The following is a 22,971-nucleotide window of genomic DNA, read 5'->3' as shown; positions in this document are numbered from 1 at the left end:
CCTTTCGGTCATTCCGAATAGCCCAGCAAGCCGATATACGCCAAATTCGGCTGGGCGACGTCCATACGGCCGTATTGCACGATGACCTCCACGCTGCTGCGGAAGCGCAGCGAATACTGCATTTGCCGCTCAAGCCGGATGCCGCCGATGTCGTCCGGGCGGTCCATCCGGAAGCATCGGACCCGGCGGGCCGGCACGGCAAGCGCAACCGCCATGTCCGGCTCCCGGTCTTCGTAATAAATGTCCATGAAGATGGCGGCATCCTCGTCATGGCAATTCAGAATCATGATCGCTTCATGGCCTTCGAACGGCTCCGAATCGGCGGCGACTTTTCCCCGATAAGGCAAATAACCGTCGATGACGTACCAGTTTTTGGCCCCTTGTTTGCTCATGACGGCTTTCCTTCCCGCCCGGCCTCGGTCGAAATGACGCCGAATTGCCGCCAATTCGCGCTGAGCGTCCGGACCAGCCGCGACATCGATTCGTAGCCGTCTTCGGTGACGAGCAAGCTTTCCTCGATGCGGTTGGAACCGTGCGGATGGCCGAACAGGCTGACGTCCGTGTTCACCGTCATGCCCGCCCGGAACAACGTTTCCGTCCGTTCGTCGGGATACGGCGATTCGGCTTCCGCCAAGCCGCAGCCGTGCAGCGGCGGGTACAGGTCGTACGCCGTCACGCCCCGATCGGCAAAATACGCCTTCACCGCACGGACCAACTCGCCTTGCGGCACTCCCGGCTTCAGCCTGGACAAGGCGATGCTTTCCGCCTCGACAAGCAGCCCGATGAATGCCTTCTGCTCCTCGCTCATCGTGCCGGCGACGAAGGGAAAGCCTACGGTAGCGACATACCCTTCCACCTGCACCGCAATCGCCGCCATGATCATGTCGCCGTCCCGGATGACCTTTCGCGTCGGCCGGCCGATAATCGTGCTCGCCCGGTCGCCGCTCGTCAGCACGCAGAACGGCATGAACTCCGCGCCTTGCCGCGTGCATTCGCCGTAAGCGATCGCCGCAAGCTCCAGTTCGGTCATGCCGGGCTTCGCCTGCTCGATCATCAGCTTGTAGCCCGCATCGGCGATGCGCGCCGCTTCGCGGAGGCAGGCGATTTCGCGCCCGGACTTGGTCATCCGCAGCCGGAACAGCAGATCGCCCGCATCGACGATCTCCATGCCGTCGCGGCAGCGTTCGATCGCGCCGAGCAAGCCGGCCGGCATCGCGTCGAGGCCAACGACGCCGAGCCGCCGCAGCGGCAGCGATTCGGCGATGCCGGCGAAGATCCGGCTCAGGCTCGTGTAGTGCGCCAGCGGATATTCGATCGCGTCCGGAACGGTGACGCACGTAAATTCGGGCAGCAGCCGGATATCCGGCCAGGCGCTCATCTCCCGGCACATGACTTCGCCTTCCGGCGCGGCGATGACGATCGGCTCCCCCGCAAGCGGCACAATGGCGGCCCCGCGCTCGAAGAGCGGCCAATAGTTGCCGATGTACCGCAGGTTTTCTTTGCGATATTCGTCGCCGTAGATCAGGCAGGCTTGCAGATCGTGCTCCCGCATCAACGATTTCAGGCGTTCCGCCCGGGCGGCAAACTCATCCGCCGGGATTGCCGGTGTGGCCGATGTCGCGTTCATGCCCTAATCTCCCCTTCCGTATTCGACTTTGCGAATGCCCATAAAACCGGCGATCAACCCAAGCTCCTCGGTCAAATCCCCGTAAGCGATGATGCAGTGGTGGGCGAACCCTTCCTTGATCAGCGCCTTGAGGAACGATTTGATCGGCTGCCCGAAACGGACGACGGCCGTAATCTCCTCGCACGGAATGTTCGCCTTGACAGGCAGTGCCTCTCCTTTGACGATCAGCATTTTGTAGCCGTCCGCATCGATGATCAGGTGAGCGACGGTGACGACGCCCGCCCGCAGCGTATATTCGAAGCCGAACCCTTTGCCCTGCAGCCCCCATTGCTCGGGGGAACGGTTCACCTTGACCGTCTGCCGGTCCGCCGCGTAATTCGGATTGGCGTACCCGTGATGCACCATCAGAATCGCGTTCAGGCTTTCGTCGTATTCGCCCCATTCGGCATAAGTCGGCATTTGCCCGGATAAACGGCGCATGATGACCATCATGATCAACCCGTGGATATCGCCTTCCGTGTTGACGACATACCGGCCCTCTTCATGCAGAAGCGTGTTGGCCAAATAGGACGTCGTGCCGGTTTTCTCCTCGGTGTAATGCTGGCCGAGCAGCGTCACGGCATCGAGCCGGAAGCGTTCGATCGTGCCGCGCAGCGCGCAATAAAACTTCGCCGACCGGGAAATGTCGTCCTCGCCCAAACCGACGATTGCAAATTTCCGCTTCGTTTCCGCAACGACAGCGGCGATCTCGGCTTCCTGCGCCTGCCCGAACTGCTCCAGCAAATGATCGATCTGAATCGCGATCACGTTCGGGCCGAGCGTTCCTTTAATCATCGTCTTGTCGTATTCAAAATCGTACATCCCGCGGAACACATGGCCAACCACGCCGATATTCGTCTGTTTGAGGGCCAGATAGACCTGGTACGCTTGCACATATTTGCGGATTTCCTCATAAGCGGCATCCTCATCGAGCGTGCCGACGACCACTTTCAAGTCGCGGTACCAGCCCATCTTGCGGAACGTCGCCGCCAGCTGCAGATTGGCGATCAGCCCGCTGTTGCGGATGATGTGCTCGTAGTTGCCGTCCAGCTCGATCTCCGGGCGCTCCTGCGTGTTGAACATGACGACGGGGACGTGGCGAATGTGCGACAACGCCTGGATCGCCATATAATCGGGGCAATACGTGCCGGCCACATACACGATCAGGTCGACTCGCTCCCGCGCCAGCATACGCCCCGCCTCGTCCGCCGTATCGAGCGTATGCGTCAGCCCGGGCCAAACCACACGGCCGACGCGCGCCTGCAAATGCCCGTAGACGCGGGCCATATCCTGCTCGACATTCGCCCGCAGCGTGTCCGGGAACATCCGCCAATATTCGAAAAAGCCTACCGTCAGCAGCCCGACCGTCAGTTCCCGCTCCTCCGTCCGCACGCTGAGCAAATCGCCGTACACCCCGCCTTTTGCAACCTCGAACGATTCGATCCATTCCGTGTCCTTCATGATGGGCTTTCCTTCCGCCTTTTCGCTTTGTCCGGCAACAGCCTGGCGGCGTTGCGGTGAATGATGTTGATCATGTCTTCGTCTTCGATGCCCGAGAACAGGATGCTCCCCAGGCAATAATACGGGTCGTACCATGGGTAATCGGTGCCGAACAGCACTTTCTCCGACGTCGCCCGGTCGACCATCTTCCTGACCATGCCGTTCAGGCGATGGGTATCGCACAGCTCGAGGTACACGTTCGGCAGCCGGCTAGCCAGCTCGATGGCCACATCGCTTTCGCCGGGAGCGGAATGGCCGAGCAGGAACGTGATGTTCGGGTACTTCCGGGCCAGCGCCTCCACCATTTGCGGCGGATTGTACGGGCTGTGCCCCCACGTGTGCGACAGCAGCAGCAAGCCGCGCTCGTTGGCGAACTCGTAGATGCGGCGGAACTTGTCGCCGTCGAGCGGATACTTGTGATAATCGGGCAGAAATTTGAATCCGACGAAGCCGTCGATGCTGTCGTATTCGGCAAGGTCGCGGTCGAGATCGTGATCGTAATGCGGATTGACGGCGTAATAGCCGTAGACGCGGCCCGGATACTGTGTCATCGCGGCGCGAATTTCCGCGTTGCCGCCGATCGGATCGAACAGCGCGCTGTGCGGCGCGGAAATGATCCAGCCGATGTTTTCGCGGTCCATCGTGGCGATCATCGTCGCAAGGTTCGCTTCCGGCAAATACGTGCCGTAGAACGGCCCCATATGCGTGTGCATGTCGAGAATGGGCAGGCTCGCCAGCTTGCCGGTTTCGACAAACTCCTGCGCCAGCCGCGACCGGTTAGCCATCGTCTTCGTGCTCATATCGTCACCTCGCTCAGCAGCCGCTCGATATTGCGGTGCGCGATGTTCAAGGTATGCTCCTCGGCGATGCCGGAGCCAAGCAGCGTGGCCAGCGGACCGCCGATATTGTTGCTGGGAAAGTCGGAGCCGAACAGCAGCCGCTCCGAACCGAACTTGGCGCAAATTTCCTTGATTTCGCCCGCTGTTTGCATATCGCCGGTTTCCATATGGAAGTTGGGGTACGCCCGGAACAGCGGAAACGTATAACGCGCATGACTCCACAGGCCGTAGTTGTACAGAATGACCGTAAGCGTCGGAAACTCCTGCAGCACGCCATATACGGTTTGCCAGCCTTCGCTCGGCGACACGTACAGCGGGATGCGGGCGGCGGCGATTTCGCCGAGCAGGTCGCCCATCGCGACCGCATTCAGCATGTAACGGTTGCGCTCGGGATAAGCGCGCAGCAGCCGCACCCCGCCGGCCTTCATCCGCGGAAACAGCTGCTCCGGCGCATACCGGCTTTCGGTGACCGGCGGCAGCACGGTCCAGGTCGGAATGAGCCGCTCCGGCGCTTTGGCCGCCTCGGCCGTCACCTGGCGATTGCCGTAATCGGGATCGACGTCCGCCATCGTATTGTGGCTGACGACAGCGGCGTCGATGCCGCAGAAGTCGAGCTCCTGCAGCAGCTCCTCCGCGTCCCGCGCCTGCTTCACTTTTTCCCGCACAATAAAATTCTCGTGGTTGACGACCTCGTAGTTGATCGTTTTGTAGCCGATGGCGCAGCTGCAATCGATAAGTTTCATCCTTCGCACCTCTTTGGCGGTTTCTTCCTACCGGACCCGGGGACTATCCAGAAAAGCCGCGGGATTGCCGCACATCAGCATGCGGATTTGTTCGTCCGTGATGCCTTCGTCCTGCATCATCGGCACGATGTTCGTCAGCATATGGTCAAATCCCCACCCGCCGTAGCGGTGCAGGCACGTTTTCAGGCAGACGTCGGTGGAAACGAGAATTTGCTTCAGGAACCCGCAGTCGATCAGCTGCTTGATCGCGCGAACCCGTTCGATGTCGCGGGCGAACAGCCCCTGCAAAATGCTCCGATGCCTGCGGTCGGCATAAAACTCCTTGCCGAAATTGTCGAATTCGATGTAAACGCCCTGGTGCAGCAGCGCCTTCAAATAGTCCAACCGCAGATCGACATCGATGTGGTTGATGCAGATTTTGTCCGCCGCCGCGCCGTGCCCGGTCAGGATGCTCACAACCTCGTGGCCGGTCGTGCCCCACAAATACGTGTGCACGTGCAAGCCGAGCCCCGTTTCCTGCTGCACCAGGGCCGCCGCGATCAGCGCCTTCCGTTCGTTCGGGTAAACGATTTCGCTCGTCCCGATTTCGCCGATCACTCCCGCGCGGATCGACGTGCCGTCGATCCCGGTCGTCACCTCCTGCCGGATTTCCGCCGCGATCCGCTCGACCGTCATCCCGTCCATGCCGGGCGGATGGGAAGCGTTGATGTAGTAGCCGCATCCGGCGACGATGTTGATGCCAACCTCCCGGGCCAAACCGGCGAGCAATACCGGATCGCGGCCGATATCCCGCAGCGTCAGGTCGACGAACGTCGTGCCGCCCGCCCGCTTGAAGGCGAGCAGTTCCTCCCTGACGACTTCGACGTCGTCGATCACCGCATTGTCCAGCACGGCGTACGGATTGCGCGACAGCTGCCCGTAATTGGCCAGGCTCACCCGCTCCGCGGCCAGTGTTTTGGCCGAAATCGTCTGCGGTGCCGGCACCAGATCGCGCAGGTCGATAAACGCGTGCTCGTGCGGCAGCACCCATCCGAGCTCGGCCGCTTCTATTTTGCCGGTTACCGTCATGACCGCCATCGTCCGTTCCCCCTCCTCTGCATTCCCTTACCCTTTAACACTTCCAAGTACGATGCCTTTGATAAAATACTTTTGCAGAAACGGATACACGACGAGCACCGGCAGGGCGCTGACGAAAATTTGCGCCGCCTTGGACGTGCGGTCGGAAATGTGCGACAACGCCATCGCTTCCTGCGGGGACAGCTGATTCAGCTCGCGCCCGATCACCACCGTCTGCAAGTAGCTGGACAGCGGATAGTGGCTCGGGCTGTTCATCAGAATTTGCCCGTCGAACCAGGCGTTCCAATGCCCGACGATGGTGAACAGCGTCAGCGTGGCCAGCGCCGGCTTGGAGAGCGGAATAAAGATCCGGTACAGAATCGTCCCGTGCTGCGCCCCGTCGACGAACGCCGCCTCCTCCAGCTCCTTCGGCAAGCCGCGGAAAAAGTTCAGCAAGATGATGATGTTGAAGACGGGAACCGCGCCGGGCAGCACCAGCGCCCAGATCGAGTCCAGCAGCCCGGCCGCGCGAATGGTCAAATACCAGGGGATGAGCCCGCCGTGGAACAAAATCGTAAACACGAACACCCAGGCATAAACCGTGCGAAACCGGAAGGAACCTTTCTCCTTGGACAGCGGGTACGCCGCCATGACGGTGAGCGCCATGCTGAGCGACACGCCCAGCGCCACCCGTTCGATCGAGATGAGAATCGAATGCAGGAACTGCTGTTTATGGATCACGTACTCGTACGATTGCAGCGTGAACTTGACCGGCCAGAACGTCACCTGACCGGCGTCGGCCAATTCGGCTGCGCTCAAGGACACCGCGAATATATGAATGAACGGCAGGATGCACAGCACGGCCAGCGCGATCAAGGCGGTATAGATAAGCAGCGTGGCGCTCCGTTCCGTCCAGCCCAAGCGGTATTTCACCCGAATCCCCTCCTCGTTAGCCCCGCAAGGGAGGTTTTTTGTTCGTCGTGTCTAAAAAATCCGGTAGCCCGCAAACCGGTAGGCCAGCAAATAGGAGATGGAGATCATGGCGAAAGAGATAACCGACTTGAACAGTCCTACCGCCGTCGATAAGCCATACTGCATATCGACGAGCCCCATGCGATAGATGAGCGTGTCGATGATGTCGCCCGTTTTGTACACGGCGGGGTTATACAGGTTGTACACCTGGTCGAATCCGGCGTTCAGCACGTTGCCGAGGCTAAGCGTTGCGAGCAGCACGATGATCGGCAGCATGCCCGGCAAGGTGATGTGCCAGGTCTGTTTCCAGCGGTTCGCCCCGTCCACGACGGCCGATTCGTACAAGGACGGATTGATCCCGGTAATCGCGGCCAAATAGACGATCGTGCTGAAGCCGAACTCCTTCCACGCGTCGGAAGCGACAAGCACGAACCGGAACCAGCGGTTGTCGCCGAGGAAGAAGATCGGCTTGCCGTCGAACAACGTGCCGAGGAAGCCGTTGACGATCCCTTTGGTGCCGAGCACGTCGATCAGAATGCCGGACAGAATGACCCAGGACAGGAAGTGCGGCATGTAAATCAGTGTTTGAATACCGCCCCGGACGAAGCGGCGGCGCACTTCATTCAGCAGTATGGAGACGACGAGCGGCAGAACCGTTCCCGTCACCATCTTCAAACAAGCGATTACAATCGTGTTCCAGACCACTTGAAAAATAAACGGCAGCTCGATCATGTAGCGGAAATTGTCCCAGCCGATCCAGCGGGAGCGGAAGACGCCCAGCGCCGGATAAAACTTCTGGAAAGCGATAACCAGTCCGAACATCGGCACATAACTGAAGACGAGCAGCAAAACAAGCGAAGGAATCATCATCAGATGAAGCGGCGTTTCTCGGATCCATTTGCGTGCTCCCATAGGCGTTCCTTTCGTTGCCCCCGGGGACCGGAAGACCGGAATCGTCCGGCCCCCCGGCGGCTTCCCTGGCGTCAGTTTTGCGTCTTGCTCCAGGCGTTCACTTCACCCGTGATTTGATCGCCGCCCAGCTTGCTCCAGTTTTCGACGAATTTGTCGAACTCTTCGATCGGCGCCGCGCCCATGATGATTTTCGTGAACGTTTCGTACTCCAGCTTCAGCAGCGTTGCGTTTTTGTCGGTCATCGTCGCTGTCGGCGCACCGTAGAAGGCGGTGTTGAGCGTCAGTTTTTTGTCCATGACGTCCTTGATGATTTTCCAGGCCGGGTAGTAGAGCGTCCAGCCGAACAGGCTGTTCTCGCCGGCTTGCGCCTTCATCGCGTTGCCGTAGATCGTCTTCGCGTCCATGGCGACCGCCTTGTTCGGATCCTTCGTATCGAAAGCGTCGACCATCTGCATGAACGGCTCGTCGGTCGCATCGTTGGTGGAGACGGGCGAAAACTTCCACAGCTGGATGGAGCCGTCCGATTTGTCATACATGAAACGATCGTACGCTTCCTGCGTCGCGTCTTTGCCGACCGTCATTTTGTAGTAGAAATTGAACATCTGCACGATCGCTTCCGGATTCTTGTAGCCTTTGCGAACGACGTAATATTCGAGCGCGGGCGACTTCAGCCCGACCTTGGCCGGTTCGCTGTCGATCGACAGCAGCGGGTACGGCGTCCACTCCGCGTTCGGATCGCGGACCTTCAACTTGTGCGTGAATTGGCCAAAATAGTGCGCCGACGTCAGGATGCCGACTTGCCCGGCGGTGATCATGTCGATCACCTTGGCGCCGTCCTTGACGGTAAATTCCTGGTCGATCGCCCCGTCCTTGTACAGCTGCTGCAAATCCTGCAGCGCCTTCTTCATCTCCGGCTGCGTGCTGCCGTAGACGAGTTTGCCGGTCTTATCCTTCACCCAGATCGACGGATAAGCGTGGTAGCCGTTGAAGAAACCAAGGTTGCCGAGTCCGCTCTCGAGGAAATTGTTCGTGAACGCGTAACCGACCGTATCCTTTTTGCCGTTGCCGTCCGGGTCGTTATTGGTGAACGCCCTGGCGATAGTCAGCAGATCCTGCATCGTTTTCGGCGGCTGCAAATTCAGCTTCTTCATCCAGTCGGAGCGCACCCAGACGAGCGGGGAAGCCGCGCCGGCAATCGCCGAAGCCGTATTCGGAATCGCGTACAGCTTGCCGCCGACCTGGGCCGACTTCAAGGCGATGCTGTCGCCGACGGCATACTGCTTTTTCGTATCCGGCGAAGCGTACTTGTTGAAGACGTCGGTCAAGTCTTCCAGGCTGTTCGACTCGATCAGCTGCTTCAGCTGCGCGGCGTTCACCCGCATCAGATCGGGCAAGGCGCCCGAAGCGATCGTCACGTTCAGCTTGTTGTCGTATTGCGAGCCGTCGGCCGTCCACGTGACGTTCACGTTGATGCCGAGCTCGCTGGCAAGCGCCTTCGTCCAGACGTTGTCCTCGTACGTTTGCCCGGCCGGCAGCTTCATGCTGGCGTCGATGCGCCGGACAGTGGAGATCGCGATCGGCGGGTTGTGCTTCGCAAACGGATCGATGACGACCGGCGCGGGCGAAGCCGCCGCGCTTGACGACGGCTTGATACTGGCGCCGGCGCTGGCGGAGGCGGAAGGCGAGCCGGCTGCGGCGCCGTCATCCTTTTTCGAGCAGGCGGACAGCAGCACCGAAACGATCAATGCGAGACAGAGCGAAACGTGGACTACTCTTCTTGTCATGTGCATTCCCCCTAAAAAATGGTGCGTTTTTGTGAAGGACGTCTCTTCAAGCCCATTATAGAGGGACGGCGAAAGACGCAGCTACTTTCCGATTTCCACTTCCGCTATCTTCTCGCTACCTTGTGCAGTTCGCGGTATTCAAGCGGCGTTATGCCCGTTGCCTTGCGGAAGAAGCGGTAAAAGTACGGCTCCGACAAAAAGCCGATGGCCGCCGAAATCTCGTACATTTTCAGTTCGGTTTCCTTCAGCATCGTTTGCGCCCGCGCCAGCTTCATACGGCCGATATAGGCGGACAAATCTTCGCCGGTAATTTTTTTGTACAGACGGGACAAATACTTCGTGTTGTGCCCCGTAATATCGCCAATACGAACGAGCGACACATCGTCGCCCAGGTGATCGTGGACGTAGCGGTGAATTTTTTGCACGACGGCGTGTTCTTCCTGCTCCATGCCTACCATGCTGCGGGCAAAAATCGCGTCGGCGATATCCCGGAAATAAGCAGTGGCCTCTTCCCAAGAGTGAAACGCATCCAGGCGCGTCAGCTTGCTTACGGCCGATTCGCTGCAGCCGGCGTCGGCAAAGTGCCGGTTCACGTGGGGCAGAAACAACGGCACAAGCGAGTAGTAAATTTCCTGCCGCAGCGCCTGGGCGTCCCCGCGCCCGGCCGCTTCGTTCATGATTTCCGCGTACACGGCATGGAAAGCTTCCTGCTGCCCGTTCTCCAACTGCCGCTTCAGCAGCTCCAGCTTCAGCTTCCACTGGCCGGTATGAACCGGCCCCGGATCGGGCGTTTGCCCATGGCCGCGGTACGTGTAAAGCAGCTCCGTCCCCATGCCGAGGCCGTGGGACAACACGCCCTTGTATTCTTCCGCCCGCTTGCCGGCTTCATTCCACGCCAAGGGCTGCTCCCGCATGACGAACGAAAGCTCCATGCCCAGCAGTTCCTTGCACGTCAGCTGAATCGATTCCAGACAGCCTTTGACGAACGAGATGACGGCCGTCCATACGTCGTCGCCGACGCCATCGCCGTCGCCGTCTGCCGCGGACGAGTCGCCCTCCTCCTCCGGCCAAGCGGATGGCTGCAGGAACCAGACGGTCCGCCCGTACTCCAGCTCTGCGGGAACGAACGAAACGGACGCCTGCAAATATTCCGCAGCGATATTGTGAATCGCGGAAGCGAGCAGGCCACGGTCGTAGTGGCTGTACGACGACGACTTGTAGCTGTCGACCCTGACCATAACGAGCAGCGCTTGCCGCCGGGCATCGAACGGAAGCTGCAGCTCGCGGAATTGCTCGGGAAGACGGCGAAGGGATACCGGGTCCTCCAGCAGCACGCTCTTCAGCAGCTCCTTCTGCAGCGAAGGAATCGCCAAACGAAGCTGGCGTTCCGCCTGGGCTACGAGCTCCTCCTTCTTCATCTCCGCGTTCGTTTGCTCGATCGCCTTTTCCACCGCCCGAACGATTGCTCCGTCGCCTTCCGCCTTCAGCACGTAGTCGACTCCCTGGTGCCGCATCGCCTCCTGCACGTAAGCAAACTCGTCGAATCCGGTCAAAAAAATGACTTTGCAGCGGGGCCACTGCCGCACGATCCTCTTCTGCAGCTGCAGCCCGTCCATTCCCGGCATGCCGATATCCGTCACGACGATGTCGAGGCGGTTGTGCAGCAGCAGCTGCAGCGCCTCTTCCGCCGAATAGGCGCCGTATACCTCCAGCGGCAGCTCCTCCTGCTGGGCGAAAAAGTCGACCAGTCCGTTCACGATAATCGGCTCGTCATCCACGATCAACAGCCGGTACATGCGTCATCTCTCCTTTCGCCGGAATGGCGACGATTACTTTCAGCCCGCCCAGCTCGCTTTTTCCGAAGCTAAGGCCATACTCCGGCGTAAAATGAAGCTGCAGCCGGCGATGCACATTGACTAGCCCGGTCGTTTCCGTCACTCCGGCGCCGCCGAGCAGCGACATCTCCAGCCGCTGCAGCGTGGCGTCGGTCAACTCGTCTCCGTTGTCTTCGATGACGATCAACAACCTCCCGTCGTACCCGGTGTCGACGGCGATGCGCAGCAGGCCGCCCTGCTGTTTTTTCTCCAGCCCGTACTTGTAAGCGTTCTCCAGAAGCGGCTGAATAATGAGCCGGGGGACCCGGATCGTGCTGTATGGCTGCGGGAACTCCGGCCACTCGACCCGAATGCGTTCGGCGAACCGTACTTTCTGAATTTCCGTATAGATCGCGGCATGGTTCCATTCGTCCGACAGTCCGACCTCGCTCGAGCCGGTTCGCGTCAGAAACAAAAAATATTTGCCGAGAAAATCCGTAAACCGCGTCACGTCCGGCAACCCGTAGGAAGCGGCCATCCGGTGCAGCACAAAAATCGAGTTGTACAGAAAATGGGGATTGATTTGCGATTGCAGCTGCTTGAGTTCGGCTTGCTGCGAATGAATCCGTTCTTCGTACACCTCGTGAATCAGCTCGCGCAGCCGGCTCACCATGTTATTGAATTGCCGGTACAAATATTGGAATTCGTCGTGTTTGCCGTGGCGCAGCGAAATGTTCAGATCGCCGTGCTCGACTTTGCGCAGGGCGCGGACCATCACTTGCAACGGGCGGTGGATGAGAAGGAAAATCCAGTAGGCGAAGGCGACGAGAATGATGACAGAGGCGATCGACAGCACCCAGAACAGCATGCTGTACCGCTGCAGCGTGCCGAATGCAAGACGGTCGGGCACGGCTACGAACAGCGTCGTTTTCGTGTAACTCGAGCTGCGATAGGCGCCGAAATAGTTTTCGCCGTCCAGCTCGATGTTGCCGAAGCCGCTGTCGCCGCGCTTCGTCTGGTCGGACAGGAACGAAACGATATTTCGTTTCGCCCGCTGCTCCGTTTCGAGCGGCATGTTGGAAATCATCCACGAATTGGTCGCATTCGTCAGGAAGAACTTGCCGTCTTCCTTCGCCGTAATTTTCTTCAACGAGTCCTGGAGGAGAGAGGCGGATAACCTGATTTTAAAATAAAAATTCGACCCCGAGCCGGAGAACGGCGGGTCGTAGAGGGCGAGAATCAATTGATTGTTCCAGGCTACGATTTTGGGACTGCGATCGGTGTTCGTTTCGCGGATCATCCGCATTTCATCGTCGCCCATCGGCGCCGAGTAGCTCATGACGCGAATCGTTTTTTGCACGTTGGGGATGTACACCTGCACGTCTTCGACGATGCGGCTCGATTCCTTGAACAGCTGCAGCTTCTGGGAGAAGCGGTTTACGGCGGCGAGCCGCTCGTAATCGTTCAGAGTGATGGACACGGTGCTCAACTTCTGCAAGTCTTCGTCGTACAAATATTCGGTTTTCAGGTTGGCGATGTGGTTGATTTCCGAATCGATCAAGTCCGAATACGAGCTGATGCGGGACTCCATCGAACTGGCGATTTCCTTGTGCAGGATGACGCCGCTCATGTGAATGATCGCAAATACGAGCATGTACACCGGAATGATGACCAGCAGGAAAAGGACGACTACCCGCAAGAAGATCGTCGGGTTCTTCAAGTGACGCAATTGTTGTCCGCCCCCCTCGGCAAGCTAAGTTCCCCCTTACCCTCTAGTATAGAAAAAGCGCTTCCGGGCATCCACTCCTCTTTTTCCACTTCCCTATCCTGTGTGACACCGGCAGCGCCAAAAGAACAGTGTTTCCCATTGACTCAATTGGCGTGGGGGCGAGTGAGTGTGTCTATAGTCGGCAGCAGTTCGCTTCTGCGGGTTATCCCATTGGCTCAAGTTGGCGTTTGGAAGCATACCCTGGCGAACCGCCCTGAGTGGCCCGATTTCTTGCTCGGCAACCCAAATAGCCCATGAAAAATGGCCTATTGGCCCCCTTGCGCCCGGCTCGACGAAAATAGCCAGTGAAAACACTGGTTATTTGCCCGTGATCGCCTTCAAACAGGCACTTCAAGCGAAATAGCCAGTGAAATCACTGGCTATTTCGTAGGGACGGCCCGTTTTTGGCGAAATAGGCAAGAAAACATGGCCTATTTGGCAAGGTGCTAGTTGGCGGATAGGGAATGGCGGGCATGAAGCAAAGTGTCTGCTCCATGATCGGAGATCCTCCCTCCCAAGGCCAGCCTTCCCTAGCATCGGCCCGGCCCAATGGAGGCTTGGCAGTTGCCGGCCAAGCCAGATTGCCACCGCGGCATTGCGCTTGCCCCGATGGCCGCGGGGCAAAAAAAGCAGCCCCTTTCAGACTCCAAACCCAAAGGACCGTCAGGGTGATCTTCCCTGACGGTTTTTCTCATGAAAGGGGATAAAAGTTGTGGATGCTTGCGATTGAGTCGAGGGGATAGCGGGCAGAAGGAAGTTGCGGAGAGAACAAACCCGTTCCTGTCTGAACGAAGGGGATAGCGGGCATGTTTGAGGCACAATGACGCCCGATGAGGGCCGAACAGGTTGCCAACCGGCAACCTGCCGCAACCCTCCGGCCTACGTCAGATGCGGCCTCCCGACTTCACTCGCCGCTGCCGCGCGGAGGCTCCAGCCTGGAGATTACCGCAACGGCCTCGGCCCTTGTCGTGTAGTCGTTCGGCACGAACCGGTTGCCGTCCCGCCCCTCCATCAGACGGCGCTCGCGGGCGAAGCGAATGGCCGGCTGGGCCCAAGCCGGCACTTGATCGTCGTCGGCATAGCCGGCCGCCCCCGATCCATTGGGCTCCATCGCATACAGCCCAACGATCATCTTCGCGATTTCCGCGCGGGTGATCGCTTGATCCGGCCGGAACGTGCCGTCCGGGTAGCCTTCCAGAATGCCGAGCTGTACGGCCTGCGCGATCGCTGCCCGCGCCCATTCGCCGATTTGCTCCCGATCGGCAAAAGGAAGCTCGCCCTCCGCTGCCTGAGGCTTCCAAAACTGCATCAGCATCACCGCAAACTCCGCCCGCGCGATCGGATCGTCCGGCCGGAAGGTGCCGTCCGGGTAACCGTGCAGCCATTGCTCGCGAGCGGACGCCAGGATGATGTCCTCCGCCCAATGGCCGGCAATATCGCTGAAAGCGGGGGCGATCGGGACCGGTGTCGGCGACGGGCTTGGCGCAAGCGACGGTGTGGGCCGCGGCGGCACTGTCGGTGCCGGCGTTGGCGCCGGTGTAGGCGCCGGGGTTGGGGTCGGCGTCGACACCGGGTCCGGCGTCGGGCCCGTCGTTGGTATCGCTGTCGGCGTTGGCGTCGGTGTCGGCGTCGGTGTCGGCGTTGGCGTCGGTGTCGGCGTCGCATCCGTATCGTCGTCCACGATCGTCAGCGTAGCGAGAGCGGTTGCTCCCAGTACAGCCCCGGGAAGCGGATTGTCAACGTAAACGACAACCGTTTCATCGCTTTCGCTTGCGGCGTCGTCCATGATCGGGATCGCAATCGTTTTACTCGTCTCCCCGTTCTGGAAGACCACCCTTCCGGATACCGCCTTATAGTCGACCCCCGCCGTCGCCGTGCCGCCGGAGGTTCCGTACAAGGCGCTGGCGACGCCGCTCCCTCCCGTACGGGTGACCGTTATGGCGACGCTGCCGTCATTTTCGTTCACGCTGTATGAAGAAGATTGCAGCTGAATCGTTCCCCGGTAAGGAAGCGGCTTGTACACCGATAAACGTTTCCAGTTGTTCTCCGCAACAACGAGCCCGACATGCTGCTGCCCGTCGAAATCAACGGCCGCCACCGCCGCCGGAGCGGAAAATTTGCCGGTAAAAATCGGGTCCGCGGCGGTAAAGGTGCCATCGTTGTTGCCGGTCAGGATCGAAACGGTGTTGTTCCCTTTGTTCGCGACAGCCAAATCGAGCCCCCCGGCGCCATCCCAATCTCCTGCGGCGAGGAAGACGGGGTTCGTGCCGACGGATGCGGCAACGGCAGCGCCGAACGTGCCGTCCCCGTTGCCCGGCAGCAGAGACACCCTGTCCGAACCGCTGTCCGTCACGGCCAGATCGGGAATCGCGTCGCCGTTGAACAGCCCGCCGACCAGCGCGGACGGTCCGCTGCCGGAAGCGAAGGAAGCGGCGCTTCCGAAAGTGCCGTTCGCGGCGCCGAGCAGAATCGAAACGTCATTCGAATCGTGGTTCGCCACCGCCAAATCCAACAGGCTGTCGCCGTTAAAGTCTTTGGCGATAACCGCGGCAGGGTTCATGCCGACCATGTAATTGGCGCTATAGGCAAATGCGCCGGTCCCGCTTGCGTTCGCGAAATAAACTTCTATCGTGTGATAAGTCCGGCTTGTGACGGCAAAATCGTCGTACCCGTCGCCGTTGAAGTCGCCGACGGCGATCGATTCGGCATTCGAGCCGCCCAGCAGCAGCGAGTAATTGCTTTTAGGCGCGAAATTGCCGTCTCCGTAACCGAGCAGAACGGAAACGTTATCGTTCGCCGTGTTCACGACAACCAGGTCGGGAAAGGAGTCGCCATTGAAATGTCCGACGCCGACCGCGCTCGCGCCGCTTCCGACGGTCGAATAGGAGGTGTGCGTGTAGGAACCGTCCCCATCGCCAAGCAACAATTCGACCTGTTGGTAGGTTCCGTCGGCCACCGCCAGATCCGGAAAACCGTCGCCGTTGAAATCCGCCGATACCAGGGCGGTCGGGGATCCCCCGGACGGGTATGCGACCGGAGACTGGAACGTGCCGTCACCGTTGCCGATCAGTACGGTGGCATCGTTCGAATTTTCGTTGACGACGAACAGGTCGGCGCTGCCGTCGTTGTCGAAGTCGGCCGAAACGGCGGCGATCGGCTTCGAATTGACCGCGTAATACGCCGGATTCTGCAGCGCGCCGCCTCCGCTTCCTTGCCAGAACATCGCCGTATGGCTGTAATAATCGACCCCGGCCAAATCCGCGACGCCATCGTTGTCAAAATCGGCGGACACAACGGAGTAGACGGCACCGGATAGGCTATTGGCCATTTCGGCGCCGAATTGGCCCAGGCCGTTGCCCGGCAATATCGAAACGGACTGCAAGGCGCCTACCGCAATATCGGCTCCCGCGTTGCCGTCGAAATTGCCCGCCGCGACCGATACCGGGTTGTGTTGAAGCGGCACCGTCGTTGCGGCGCCGAAGGTGCCGTCCCCAACGCCGAGCAGCAAGGAAAGGTCCGAGGACGTATAATTGGCCGTCACGATATCCTGTATATGGTCCTCGTTAAAATCGCCGATCGCCATCGACTGCGGCGTGGTCCCTGTCGCATAGCTTTGCTGGAACGTGAAAGCCCCTTGCCCGTTGCCGAATAAAATGTTGACCGTATTCGTGTTGCTTGTGACGGCCAGGTCGAGGCTGGCATCGCCGTTGAACGAGCCGACCGCGACGGCGAGCGGGGCCGAACCCGCTCCGGCTGAGTAGCCGGCAGCCGATTTGAACGTCCCGTCGCCTTTGCCGAGCAGGACGGAAATGTTTGCCCCTCCCGTGTTGGCGACGACCAGATCCGGGTAAACGTCCCCGTCGAATAAGCCCACCGCAATGGCGGACGGGTTCGTGCCGACGTTGTAGTCGACTTTCGCCTGGAACGTGCCGTCCCCGTAGCCCAATAAGACGGAAACCGTATTCGCGGCCAAATTCGCGATGCACACATCCTGGTTCCCATCCCCGTCAAAGTCGCCGTAAGCGACGCTGTGCGGCTGTGTGCCCGCCGGGAATACGCTCATGCTCTGAAAAAGCGGCGCCGCCTGCGCTGCGGCCGGCGCCAGCGACAGCCATAAAACGAACAGGCCCAACCACCATCGGGCGTGCCGGCGAATGCTTTTATTCGCTGCCATCATCTTGCTCCCTTCCGGATTCGAATTTCAACCCGATGATAGCAGAGGCAGCCGGGAAAAAAACTACTCGAAAATGGCTGTAGTTCCAATTTTCACAAAGCAATTTTCTCATACAAACGAAGAAGCAGCCCATCCGCCCGCCGTTCTTCGTAAACCGGGGCGTACGCCGCCCGGACATAGGCGTTATGGCAGCGGGCGTCGCCATGTATGGCCCGGAGCTGATAGGTCCGCTTCGGCGCGAAGCGCGTCTCGAGCTCAAGCAGCAGCAAGGCGCACAGCGGCAGCCGCCTGACAAAATCGGGCACCCACAGCGCATCGATATACACGAAGCCGCCCCGGTCCTGCGCCCTTATCGCTCCGAGCGCAACGCCGCGATGCTCGGCAATCAGGCAGGTCCGACGCGGAATCGAATGGCGCACGGCGGCCAGGTCTTCGATTTTGGCCACTTTGGCCACTTCCGGATCGGAGAGCAAATAACGGATTTGCAAAGCATGTACGATTTCGGCCGCGTCAACAGCCGCGTTGGCGATCTTCATCACGGCCCCTCCCCATCGTTTTCGATCATACCAGACAGGGGGGACTAACGAACTACTCGAAATTTCATGTCGTTCGCCCCGCCGGAAGGCGCTTCCGCTTGGGCAGCCGGACGACGAAGGTCGCCCCTTCGCCGGGCCGGCTGTGCGCCTCGAGCGTGCCGGCGTGCTTCTGGACGACGGCGCTGCAATAAGAAAGGCCGAGCCCGAAATTGTCGGTCCTTGCTTTGGTCGAGAAGAACGAATCGAAGATGTTGTCCGCATCCGTTGCGGCGATCCCGGGGCCGTTGTCGGCTATCCGGATTTCGATCTCGCCGGCCGGCTCGAACAGGCGGATGTGAATGACGCCGCCTTCCGCCTGAATCGCTTCCACCGCGTTGCGGATCAGGTTGCCGAACACCTCTTGCAAATGAACCGGATCTGCCCACAGCGTCAGATCGGCCCCGGCCGGGATATCGAGCGACAGCCGGATGCCTTTTTTGGCAAGGGCAAGCTGGTGCGCAGCCGCAGCCGCCCGCACCAATGCGGCAACGTCACAAAACGCAACGGTCAGACGAATGTCCTCTACCTGCTTCTGGATCTGCACGATGAGCCGTTTCATCTGGTTCGCTTCGGCCAGCACGAGCGCCATATTTTCCCCCGCATCGGGACCGTCGCCCGAATGAAGCGCATCGCGGGCGAGCAGCTCGATGTTGGTCAAATGATTTTTGAGCGCATGGTTGATCATCATCGTCCCCGAGGCGATCCCCCGCCGCGTCTGGTCCGCGATCTGCCTGCGCAGAATAAGCCGGACGCCCAGCACGCCGTGCTTTGACGCCAGAAGCGCGAAGACGAACAGAAACAGCACGGCCGAAATCAATAACGGCACATAGCGGTAATAGTGAAACGACCAGATCGCTTTGACGTAATTGTCCGACCAGGTATAAGCCAGCACCGGCGGAACGATGAGCGCGGCGGTCGCCAGCCGCTCCCGCTTCCTCGTCCGGTTCCGCTCGCGAATCCAGGCGGCGAGCAGCAGGACGAATCCGGCCGCATAGTAGGGCACGAAGTAGACCGAAAGGATGTTGTAGCTTTCCCCGACGGCATGTTTGGGCATGAGGTAATAAACGTAGAGGGGAGGCAGCGGCAGCACGAACGCCCATAACCTCCTCCAGCGTCCTTTCGCCGCATCGGCATAGACGATCGCGAAGAGCAGGAACGCGTAAGGCGAGGCGGAATCGCTGAGCAGCTTCAGCCACATGCGAACACTGTACCAGAAGGCGTAAGACGCTTCCGGCGGCGTAACCTCCTGTTCGAGGAAATAGCCGAGCGCCCCGAGCGCCCAGGCCAGCAGAAAAAACACGAGCCAGCGCACGTCCTGCCGGTTCGGGTTGAAGCGAAGCAGGAGCACGGAAACGAGTACGAGGATGAAGCATAACAGCAGCATGGCGTCTTCTCCGACCGATCAAATGATATGAAGCTGCTTGGCAAGCTGCAAAATTTCCCTGGAGTTGTGCTTTTTGAGCCGCAGCCATTCGAGGTAAGGAAATTTCCCTTTCAGCACGGAAGATACTTTGCACAGTTCGTTGTTGATCGTATATTCGCTGTAGAACAGCAGGTCGGCAATTTCCTTGCGGCTGTAGCCGGCTGCTTGCAGCTTCAGGATTTGCACCTGTTTCGGGGTAATTTTTTTGCGCAGTTCGCGCTCCTGCTGCGAACCGAGCGCGTTCAGCACCATGCCGGCCGCGGAATGGTGGATGCCCGATCGCCCGCGAAACGCATCGCGAACGGCAGACGGGATATCGTCGGTAAATTCCTTCGTGATGTAATTGGCGACCCGCCCGAAGCCGAGCGTATGCGCAACGATTTCCTCCTCCTCCACGGAGGAGAGGACAATGATCTTCGGCAGCGGACCGTGCTCGCCGGTCCCGCCGCCTCGCAGCTCGAGGGCGATTTCGAGCCCTTCCATATTTTTGTCGGTCAAATTCAAATCGAGCAGCAGCACGTCGAACGAAACCGAACGCATGGCGGCCAGCAGCGTTTCCTTGCCGTCGGCGTCGCCGACAACGGCAAGATCGGGCTCGCGCGCCAACCGTTTCGCCAGCAGCCGCCGGAACACCGGGTCGTCCTCGCAAATAAATACGCGAATCGTCTCTTCCATCGCGGTTCGCCTCCTCGTCCGGGTGCCGGTTCGGGCGGGCATTTCCGGTCCGCCCGCCCGGAAACGGCACAATCCCATCATATCAATACCGGGCGCTTTTCGGAACTACCTGAAAAACCGGGTAGTTTCGGACCGAGGTTCATCATCGCGAACGCAAGCTTGCTTGCAATCATGATCGCTTGCGTGCTACCCGAATACATGCAGCAGCTCCTTCAGCTCCGCCGCATCGACCCGGTCGTAACCGACCTGATGGCGCAGCGACAATCCGCTGGCAACGCCGGCCGCATACCCCGTCAGGAAGCATTGGGCCGTCACCCGGGCTGACGCAAGCGCCTCATGCTCGGCGCTAAGCGTGCGCCCGGCGGTAATTACATTTTCCACCTGCCGCGGGATCAACGTTTCGTAGGGAATGTCGTAATAATCGTTGTCGAGGTAGAACATGAAGATCCCGTCCCGGCCGTGCGCTTCGATGCACCACGCGCTGCTGGCGACCGCATGCGCGCTCTTCCGCGCCTGAAACACGTCGTCGTTCGTCAGCGTGGCCTCCCCCGCGATCGTGCGGCTTTGGCGGATGCCGAGCTGCGGCGCAACGTCGTTCAGCATCGCCGACTCGAACCCGGGCACATAGCGGCGCAGAAACCGCTCGTACTCCCGCACCTGCTTGCGCCCGCGCTGCTCCCCGATCGTCAGATCCTCCGCCTTGGTCGCGTCGATCGGCTCTCCGTTCGGTTTGGTAATCCGGGTCACATTGCACATCACTTCCCCCGGCCGGGGAGAAGGCAGCAAATAAATATGTTTGCGCGGCAAATCATAGCCGGCCCGCTCCGCCTCGTCGATCCAGGCCTCCAGCCGATGCCTGTCGTGGCCGAGCGCCTTTGCCACATCGACATGGTTCATGCGGAACACCATCGTGGCATACTGCACCGCCCCGTTTTTGCCGAATGAAAACGGCGCTCCCGCCCACATGCACACGTCGCCGTCGCCGGTGGCGTCGACAACGCGTTTGGCCATGATGGCGTGCCGGCCGTTTTTGTTTTCCACGAGAACGCCTTGCACGGTCCGCCCTTCCCGGACGACGCCAACGACGCGCGAATGGTACAGGATCATAACGCCGGCTTCCGCCAGCATATCGTCCGCAACCTCCTTCCATACCTGAGGGTCATGGACGACCAGCGCCGTGTCGCCGAACGGGAACGGGTCCGACACGCCGCCCCGCCGCTGCAGGCCGCGATAAAACTCGTCGGCGAACCCATACACCAGCTGCCGGATCTTGCCGGACTTCGCCGATGTGAACAAGCCGCATATCGTGCCGGACATGCCGGCGGTCGCCATGCCGCCGCAAAACCCATAATTTTCGATTAGCATGACCCGCAGCCCCGCGCGCGCTGCGCCGATCGCCGCCGCAACCCCCGTTGCTCCCCCTCCCGCTACAACCACGTCCACCTCGTACGAAACGGGCACCCGGCGCGCCGACTCATCGTAATTGTTCATCGCGCATCGTCCTCGATGCCGACCAGCCGTTCGGCAAGACCGAGCGGCTCGTCCCTGAATATCGCCGCGTCCATCAGCTTCAGCGATGGCGAAACAAGCGGAACGACATCCATTTGCCCCAGCACGTCCTTCTCCAGATCGACGCCGGGCGCAATTTCGATCAGCCGAATGCCGTCCGGCGTCAAGTCGAATACGGCCCGTTCCGTGACATACAATATTTCCTGCCCGCTCTGCAGCGCCATCCTGGCCGCAAACGTCACCTGGTCGATCTGCGGCACAAACTTCTTGTGTTTGCCTTCCTGCTCGATGCGCAGCCTGCCCTGTTCCGTTCCGATCTTCAGCCCGCCTGCCGTAAAACTGAAGCAAAAGACGACTTTTTTCGAATTTTGCGTAATATTGATGAAGCCGCCGCAGCCGACGATGCGCGGTCCGAACTTGCTGACGTTGACGTCTCCCGCGGCGTTCATCTGCGCCATGCCGAGGAAGCTGATATCGAGCCTGCCGCTGTCAAAAAAATCGAACTGCGCCGGCGCATCCAGCACTGCCTGCGGATTGATCGCGGTGCCGAACAGGATGCCGGAGATCGGCACGCCGCCGATCGCGCCTTGCTCGACGGCAAACGTCAACGACTCGCCGATGCCTTCCTCCGCCGCAACCGTGGCGACGTCCGCCGACATCCCGTAGCCGAGATTGACCACAGCGCCCCGGCGCAGCTCCATCGCCGCCCTGCGGCAAACGATTTTGCGCTCGTCCAGCGGCAGCTCGCCAAGCTTCGGCTCCGGCGCCTTGAGCGATCCGTTCAGGGAGGGATCGTACGCGTGCGCGTACGTTTGCGTCTGACCGCCGTCCACCACCAGATAGTCGACGAAAATGCCGGGAATTTTCACCGTTCGGCTGTCGAGCGTCCCCGCTTTGGCGATTCGCTTCACTTGCGCGATGACGATGCCGCCGCACGCTTTGACCGCCTGCGCCGCCGCAAGCCCGTTCAAATACGCCGCTTCCTCCTCGCAGGAAATGTTGCCGTATTCGTCGGCGGTCGTACCCCGCAGGAACACCGCATCAAGATGCAGGGACGGATAAAACAAATACGGCTTGCCGCCGCGTTCCGTCAGCTCCACCAGCTCCTCCGTCGTCACGCGGTTCAGCTTGCCGCCTTCAAGCCGCGGATCGACGAACGTATGCAGCCCGACATGCGTCACAAGCCCCGGGCGCCGGCCGGCAATTTCCCGGTACAACTGCGCAATGACGCCTTGCGGGAAGTTGTAGGCCTCGCACTTGTCGTTGGCCGCGAATTCGCCGACAAGCGGCGTCATGCCGTAATGGCCGCCGATGATTCGTTTGACCAGCCCTTCATGCGCGATGTGGGCGATCGATTTGTCCTTGCCGTTGCCCATCCCGTTCGAGTGAACGAACGTCAGACTGCGCGGCGAGCCCGTTGCGAGAAACCGTTTCTCCAGCGCCACGAACAGCTGCTCCGGCTCGCTCAGACCGCCCGACCCGCCTTCCAGGCTGACCGTCCATCCCGATTGGATGACCGCAACCGCCTCATCCGCGGTTACGACCGGTTTTTTATTCATCC

Annotated in this window: 17 protein-coding genes; all 17 read right to left on the bottom strand. The window is 60.1% G+C overall.

The window, feature by feature from the left end; translation table 11 throughout:
• Positions 1-8: 8 nt before the first annotated feature.
• The 17 genes from EXY20_RS22465 to EXY20_RS22385 all read right to left on the bottom strand — a co-directional run bounded on the left by EXY20_RS22465 (position 9) and on the right by EXY20_RS22385 (position 22,969).
• Complete coding sequence (locus EXY20_RS22465) at positions 9-392, bottom strand: sensory rhodopsin transducer (RefSeq protein ID WP_135554359.1); 384 nt, start codon at positions 390-392, stop codon at positions 9-11.
• The gene (locus tag EXY20_RS22460; RefSeq protein ID WP_135554358.1) at positions 389-1,627 is read right to left on the bottom strand and encodes a M24 family metallopeptidase; all 1,239 of its coding nucleotides are present in this window, start codon (positions 1,625-1,627) and stop codon (positions 389-391) included. The genes EXY20_RS22465 and EXY20_RS22460 overlap by 4 nt, the downstream gene beginning before the upstream one ends.
• A gap of 3 nt (positions 1,628-1,630) precedes the next feature.
• The gene (locus EXY20_RS22455) at positions 1,631-3,127 is read right to left on the bottom strand and encodes a hypothetical protein (protein ID WP_167859435.1); all 1,497 of its coding nucleotides are present in this window, start codon (positions 3,125-3,127) and stop codon (positions 1,631-1,633) included.
• Complete coding sequence (locus EXY20_RS22450; RefSeq protein WP_135554356.1) at positions 3,124-3,966, bottom strand: amidohydrolase family protein; 843 nt, start codon at positions 3,964-3,966, stop codon at positions 3,124-3,126. Before EXY20_RS22450 ends, EXY20_RS22455 begins: the two co-directional genes overlap by 4 nt.
• The gene (locus EXY20_RS22445; protein ID WP_135554355.1) at positions 3,963-4,748 is read right to left on the bottom strand and encodes an amidohydrolase family protein; all 786 of its coding nucleotides are present in this window, start codon (positions 4,746-4,748) and stop codon (positions 3,963-3,965) included. The genes EXY20_RS22450 and EXY20_RS22445 overlap by 4 nt, the downstream gene beginning before the upstream one ends.
• A 27-nt stretch (positions 4,749-4,775) precedes the next feature.
• Positions 4,776-5,825, bottom strand: a complete 1,050-nt coding sequence (locus tag EXY20_RS22440) for a phosphotriesterase family protein (protein WP_135554354.1) — start codon at positions 5,823-5,825, stop codon at positions 4,776-4,778.
• Between the two features lie 27 nt (positions 5,826-5,852).
• Positions 5,853-6,737, bottom strand: coding sequence for a carbohydrate ABC transporter permease (locus EXY20_RS22435; protein WP_135554353.1), 885 nt, complete (start codon positions 6,735-6,737; stop codon positions 5,853-5,855).
• Between the two features lie 51 nt (positions 6,738-6,788).
• A complete protein-coding gene (locus tag EXY20_RS22430) occupies positions 6,789-7,688 on the bottom strand; it encodes an ABC transporter permease (protein WP_135554352.1) in 900 nt (299 codons plus the stop codon).
• Between the two features lie 71 nt (positions 7,689-7,759).
• Positions 7,760-9,472, bottom strand: coding sequence for an extracellular solute-binding protein (locus tag EXY20_RS22425; protein ID WP_167859434.1), 1,713 nt, complete (start codon positions 9,470-9,472; stop codon positions 7,760-7,762).
• 104 nt (positions 9,473-9,576) lie between these two features.
• The gene (locus tag EXY20_RS22420) at positions 9,577-11,268 is read right to left on the bottom strand and encodes a response regulator transcription factor (RefSeq protein ID WP_135554350.1); all 1,692 of its coding nucleotides are present in this window, start codon (positions 11,266-11,268) and stop codon (positions 9,577-9,579) included.
• A complete protein-coding gene (locus EXY20_RS22415) occupies positions 11,243-13,015 on the bottom strand; it encodes a sensor histidine kinase (RefSeq protein WP_135554349.1) in 1,773 nt (590 codons plus the stop codon). The genes EXY20_RS22420 and EXY20_RS22415 overlap by 26 nt, the downstream gene beginning before the upstream one ends.
• A gap of 943 nt (positions 13,016-13,958) precedes the next feature.
• Positions 13,959-17,228 (bottom strand): FG-GAP-like repeat-containing protein, encoded by a 3,270-nt coding sequence (locus EXY20_RS22410; protein ID WP_167859433.1) that lies wholly within the window; start codon positions 17,226-17,228, stop codon positions 13,959-13,961.
• Between the two features lie 92 nt (positions 17,229-17,320).
• Positions 17,321-17,764 carry a hypothetical protein gene (locus EXY20_RS22405; protein ID WP_135554347.1) on the bottom strand — a complete coding sequence of 148 codons (444 nt, stop codon included), beginning with the start codon at positions 17,762-17,764 and terminating at the stop codon, positions 17,321-17,323.
• A gap of 64 nt (positions 17,765-17,828) precedes the next feature.
• A complete protein-coding gene (locus EXY20_RS22400; RefSeq protein WP_135554346.1) occupies positions 17,829-19,187 on the bottom strand; it encodes a sensor histidine kinase in 1,359 nt (452 codons plus the stop codon).
• An 18-nt stretch (positions 19,188-19,205) separates the two neighbouring features.
• On the bottom strand, positions 19,206-19,901 hold the full coding sequence (locus EXY20_RS22395; protein ID WP_135554345.1) for a response regulator transcription factor: 696 nt from the start codon (positions 19,899-19,901) through the stop codon (positions 19,206-19,208).
• Between the two features lie 186 nt (positions 19,902-20,087).
• The gene (locus EXY20_RS22390) at positions 20,088-21,392 is read right to left on the bottom strand and encodes an FAD-dependent oxidoreductase (RefSeq protein WP_135554344.1); all 1,305 of its coding nucleotides are present in this window, start codon (positions 21,390-21,392) and stop codon (positions 20,088-20,090) included.
• A complete protein-coding gene (locus EXY20_RS22385; RefSeq protein ID WP_135554343.1) occupies positions 21,389-22,969 on the bottom strand; it encodes an acyl CoA:acetate/3-ketoacid CoA transferase in 1,581 nt (526 codons plus the stop codon). Before EXY20_RS22385 ends, EXY20_RS22390 begins: the two co-directional genes overlap by 4 nt.
• Positions 22,970-22,971 lie beyond the last annotated feature (2 nt).

It is taken from the genome of Paenibacillus cymbidii (genome assembly GCF_004764705.1).
Lineage (GTDB): Bacteria > Bacillota > Bacilli > Paenibacillales > NBRC-103111 > Paenibacillus_AN > Paenibacillus_AN cymbidii.
Note: the sequence above shows the minus strand (reverse complement) of the source record. Positions and strands in the feature narration are given on the sequence as shown.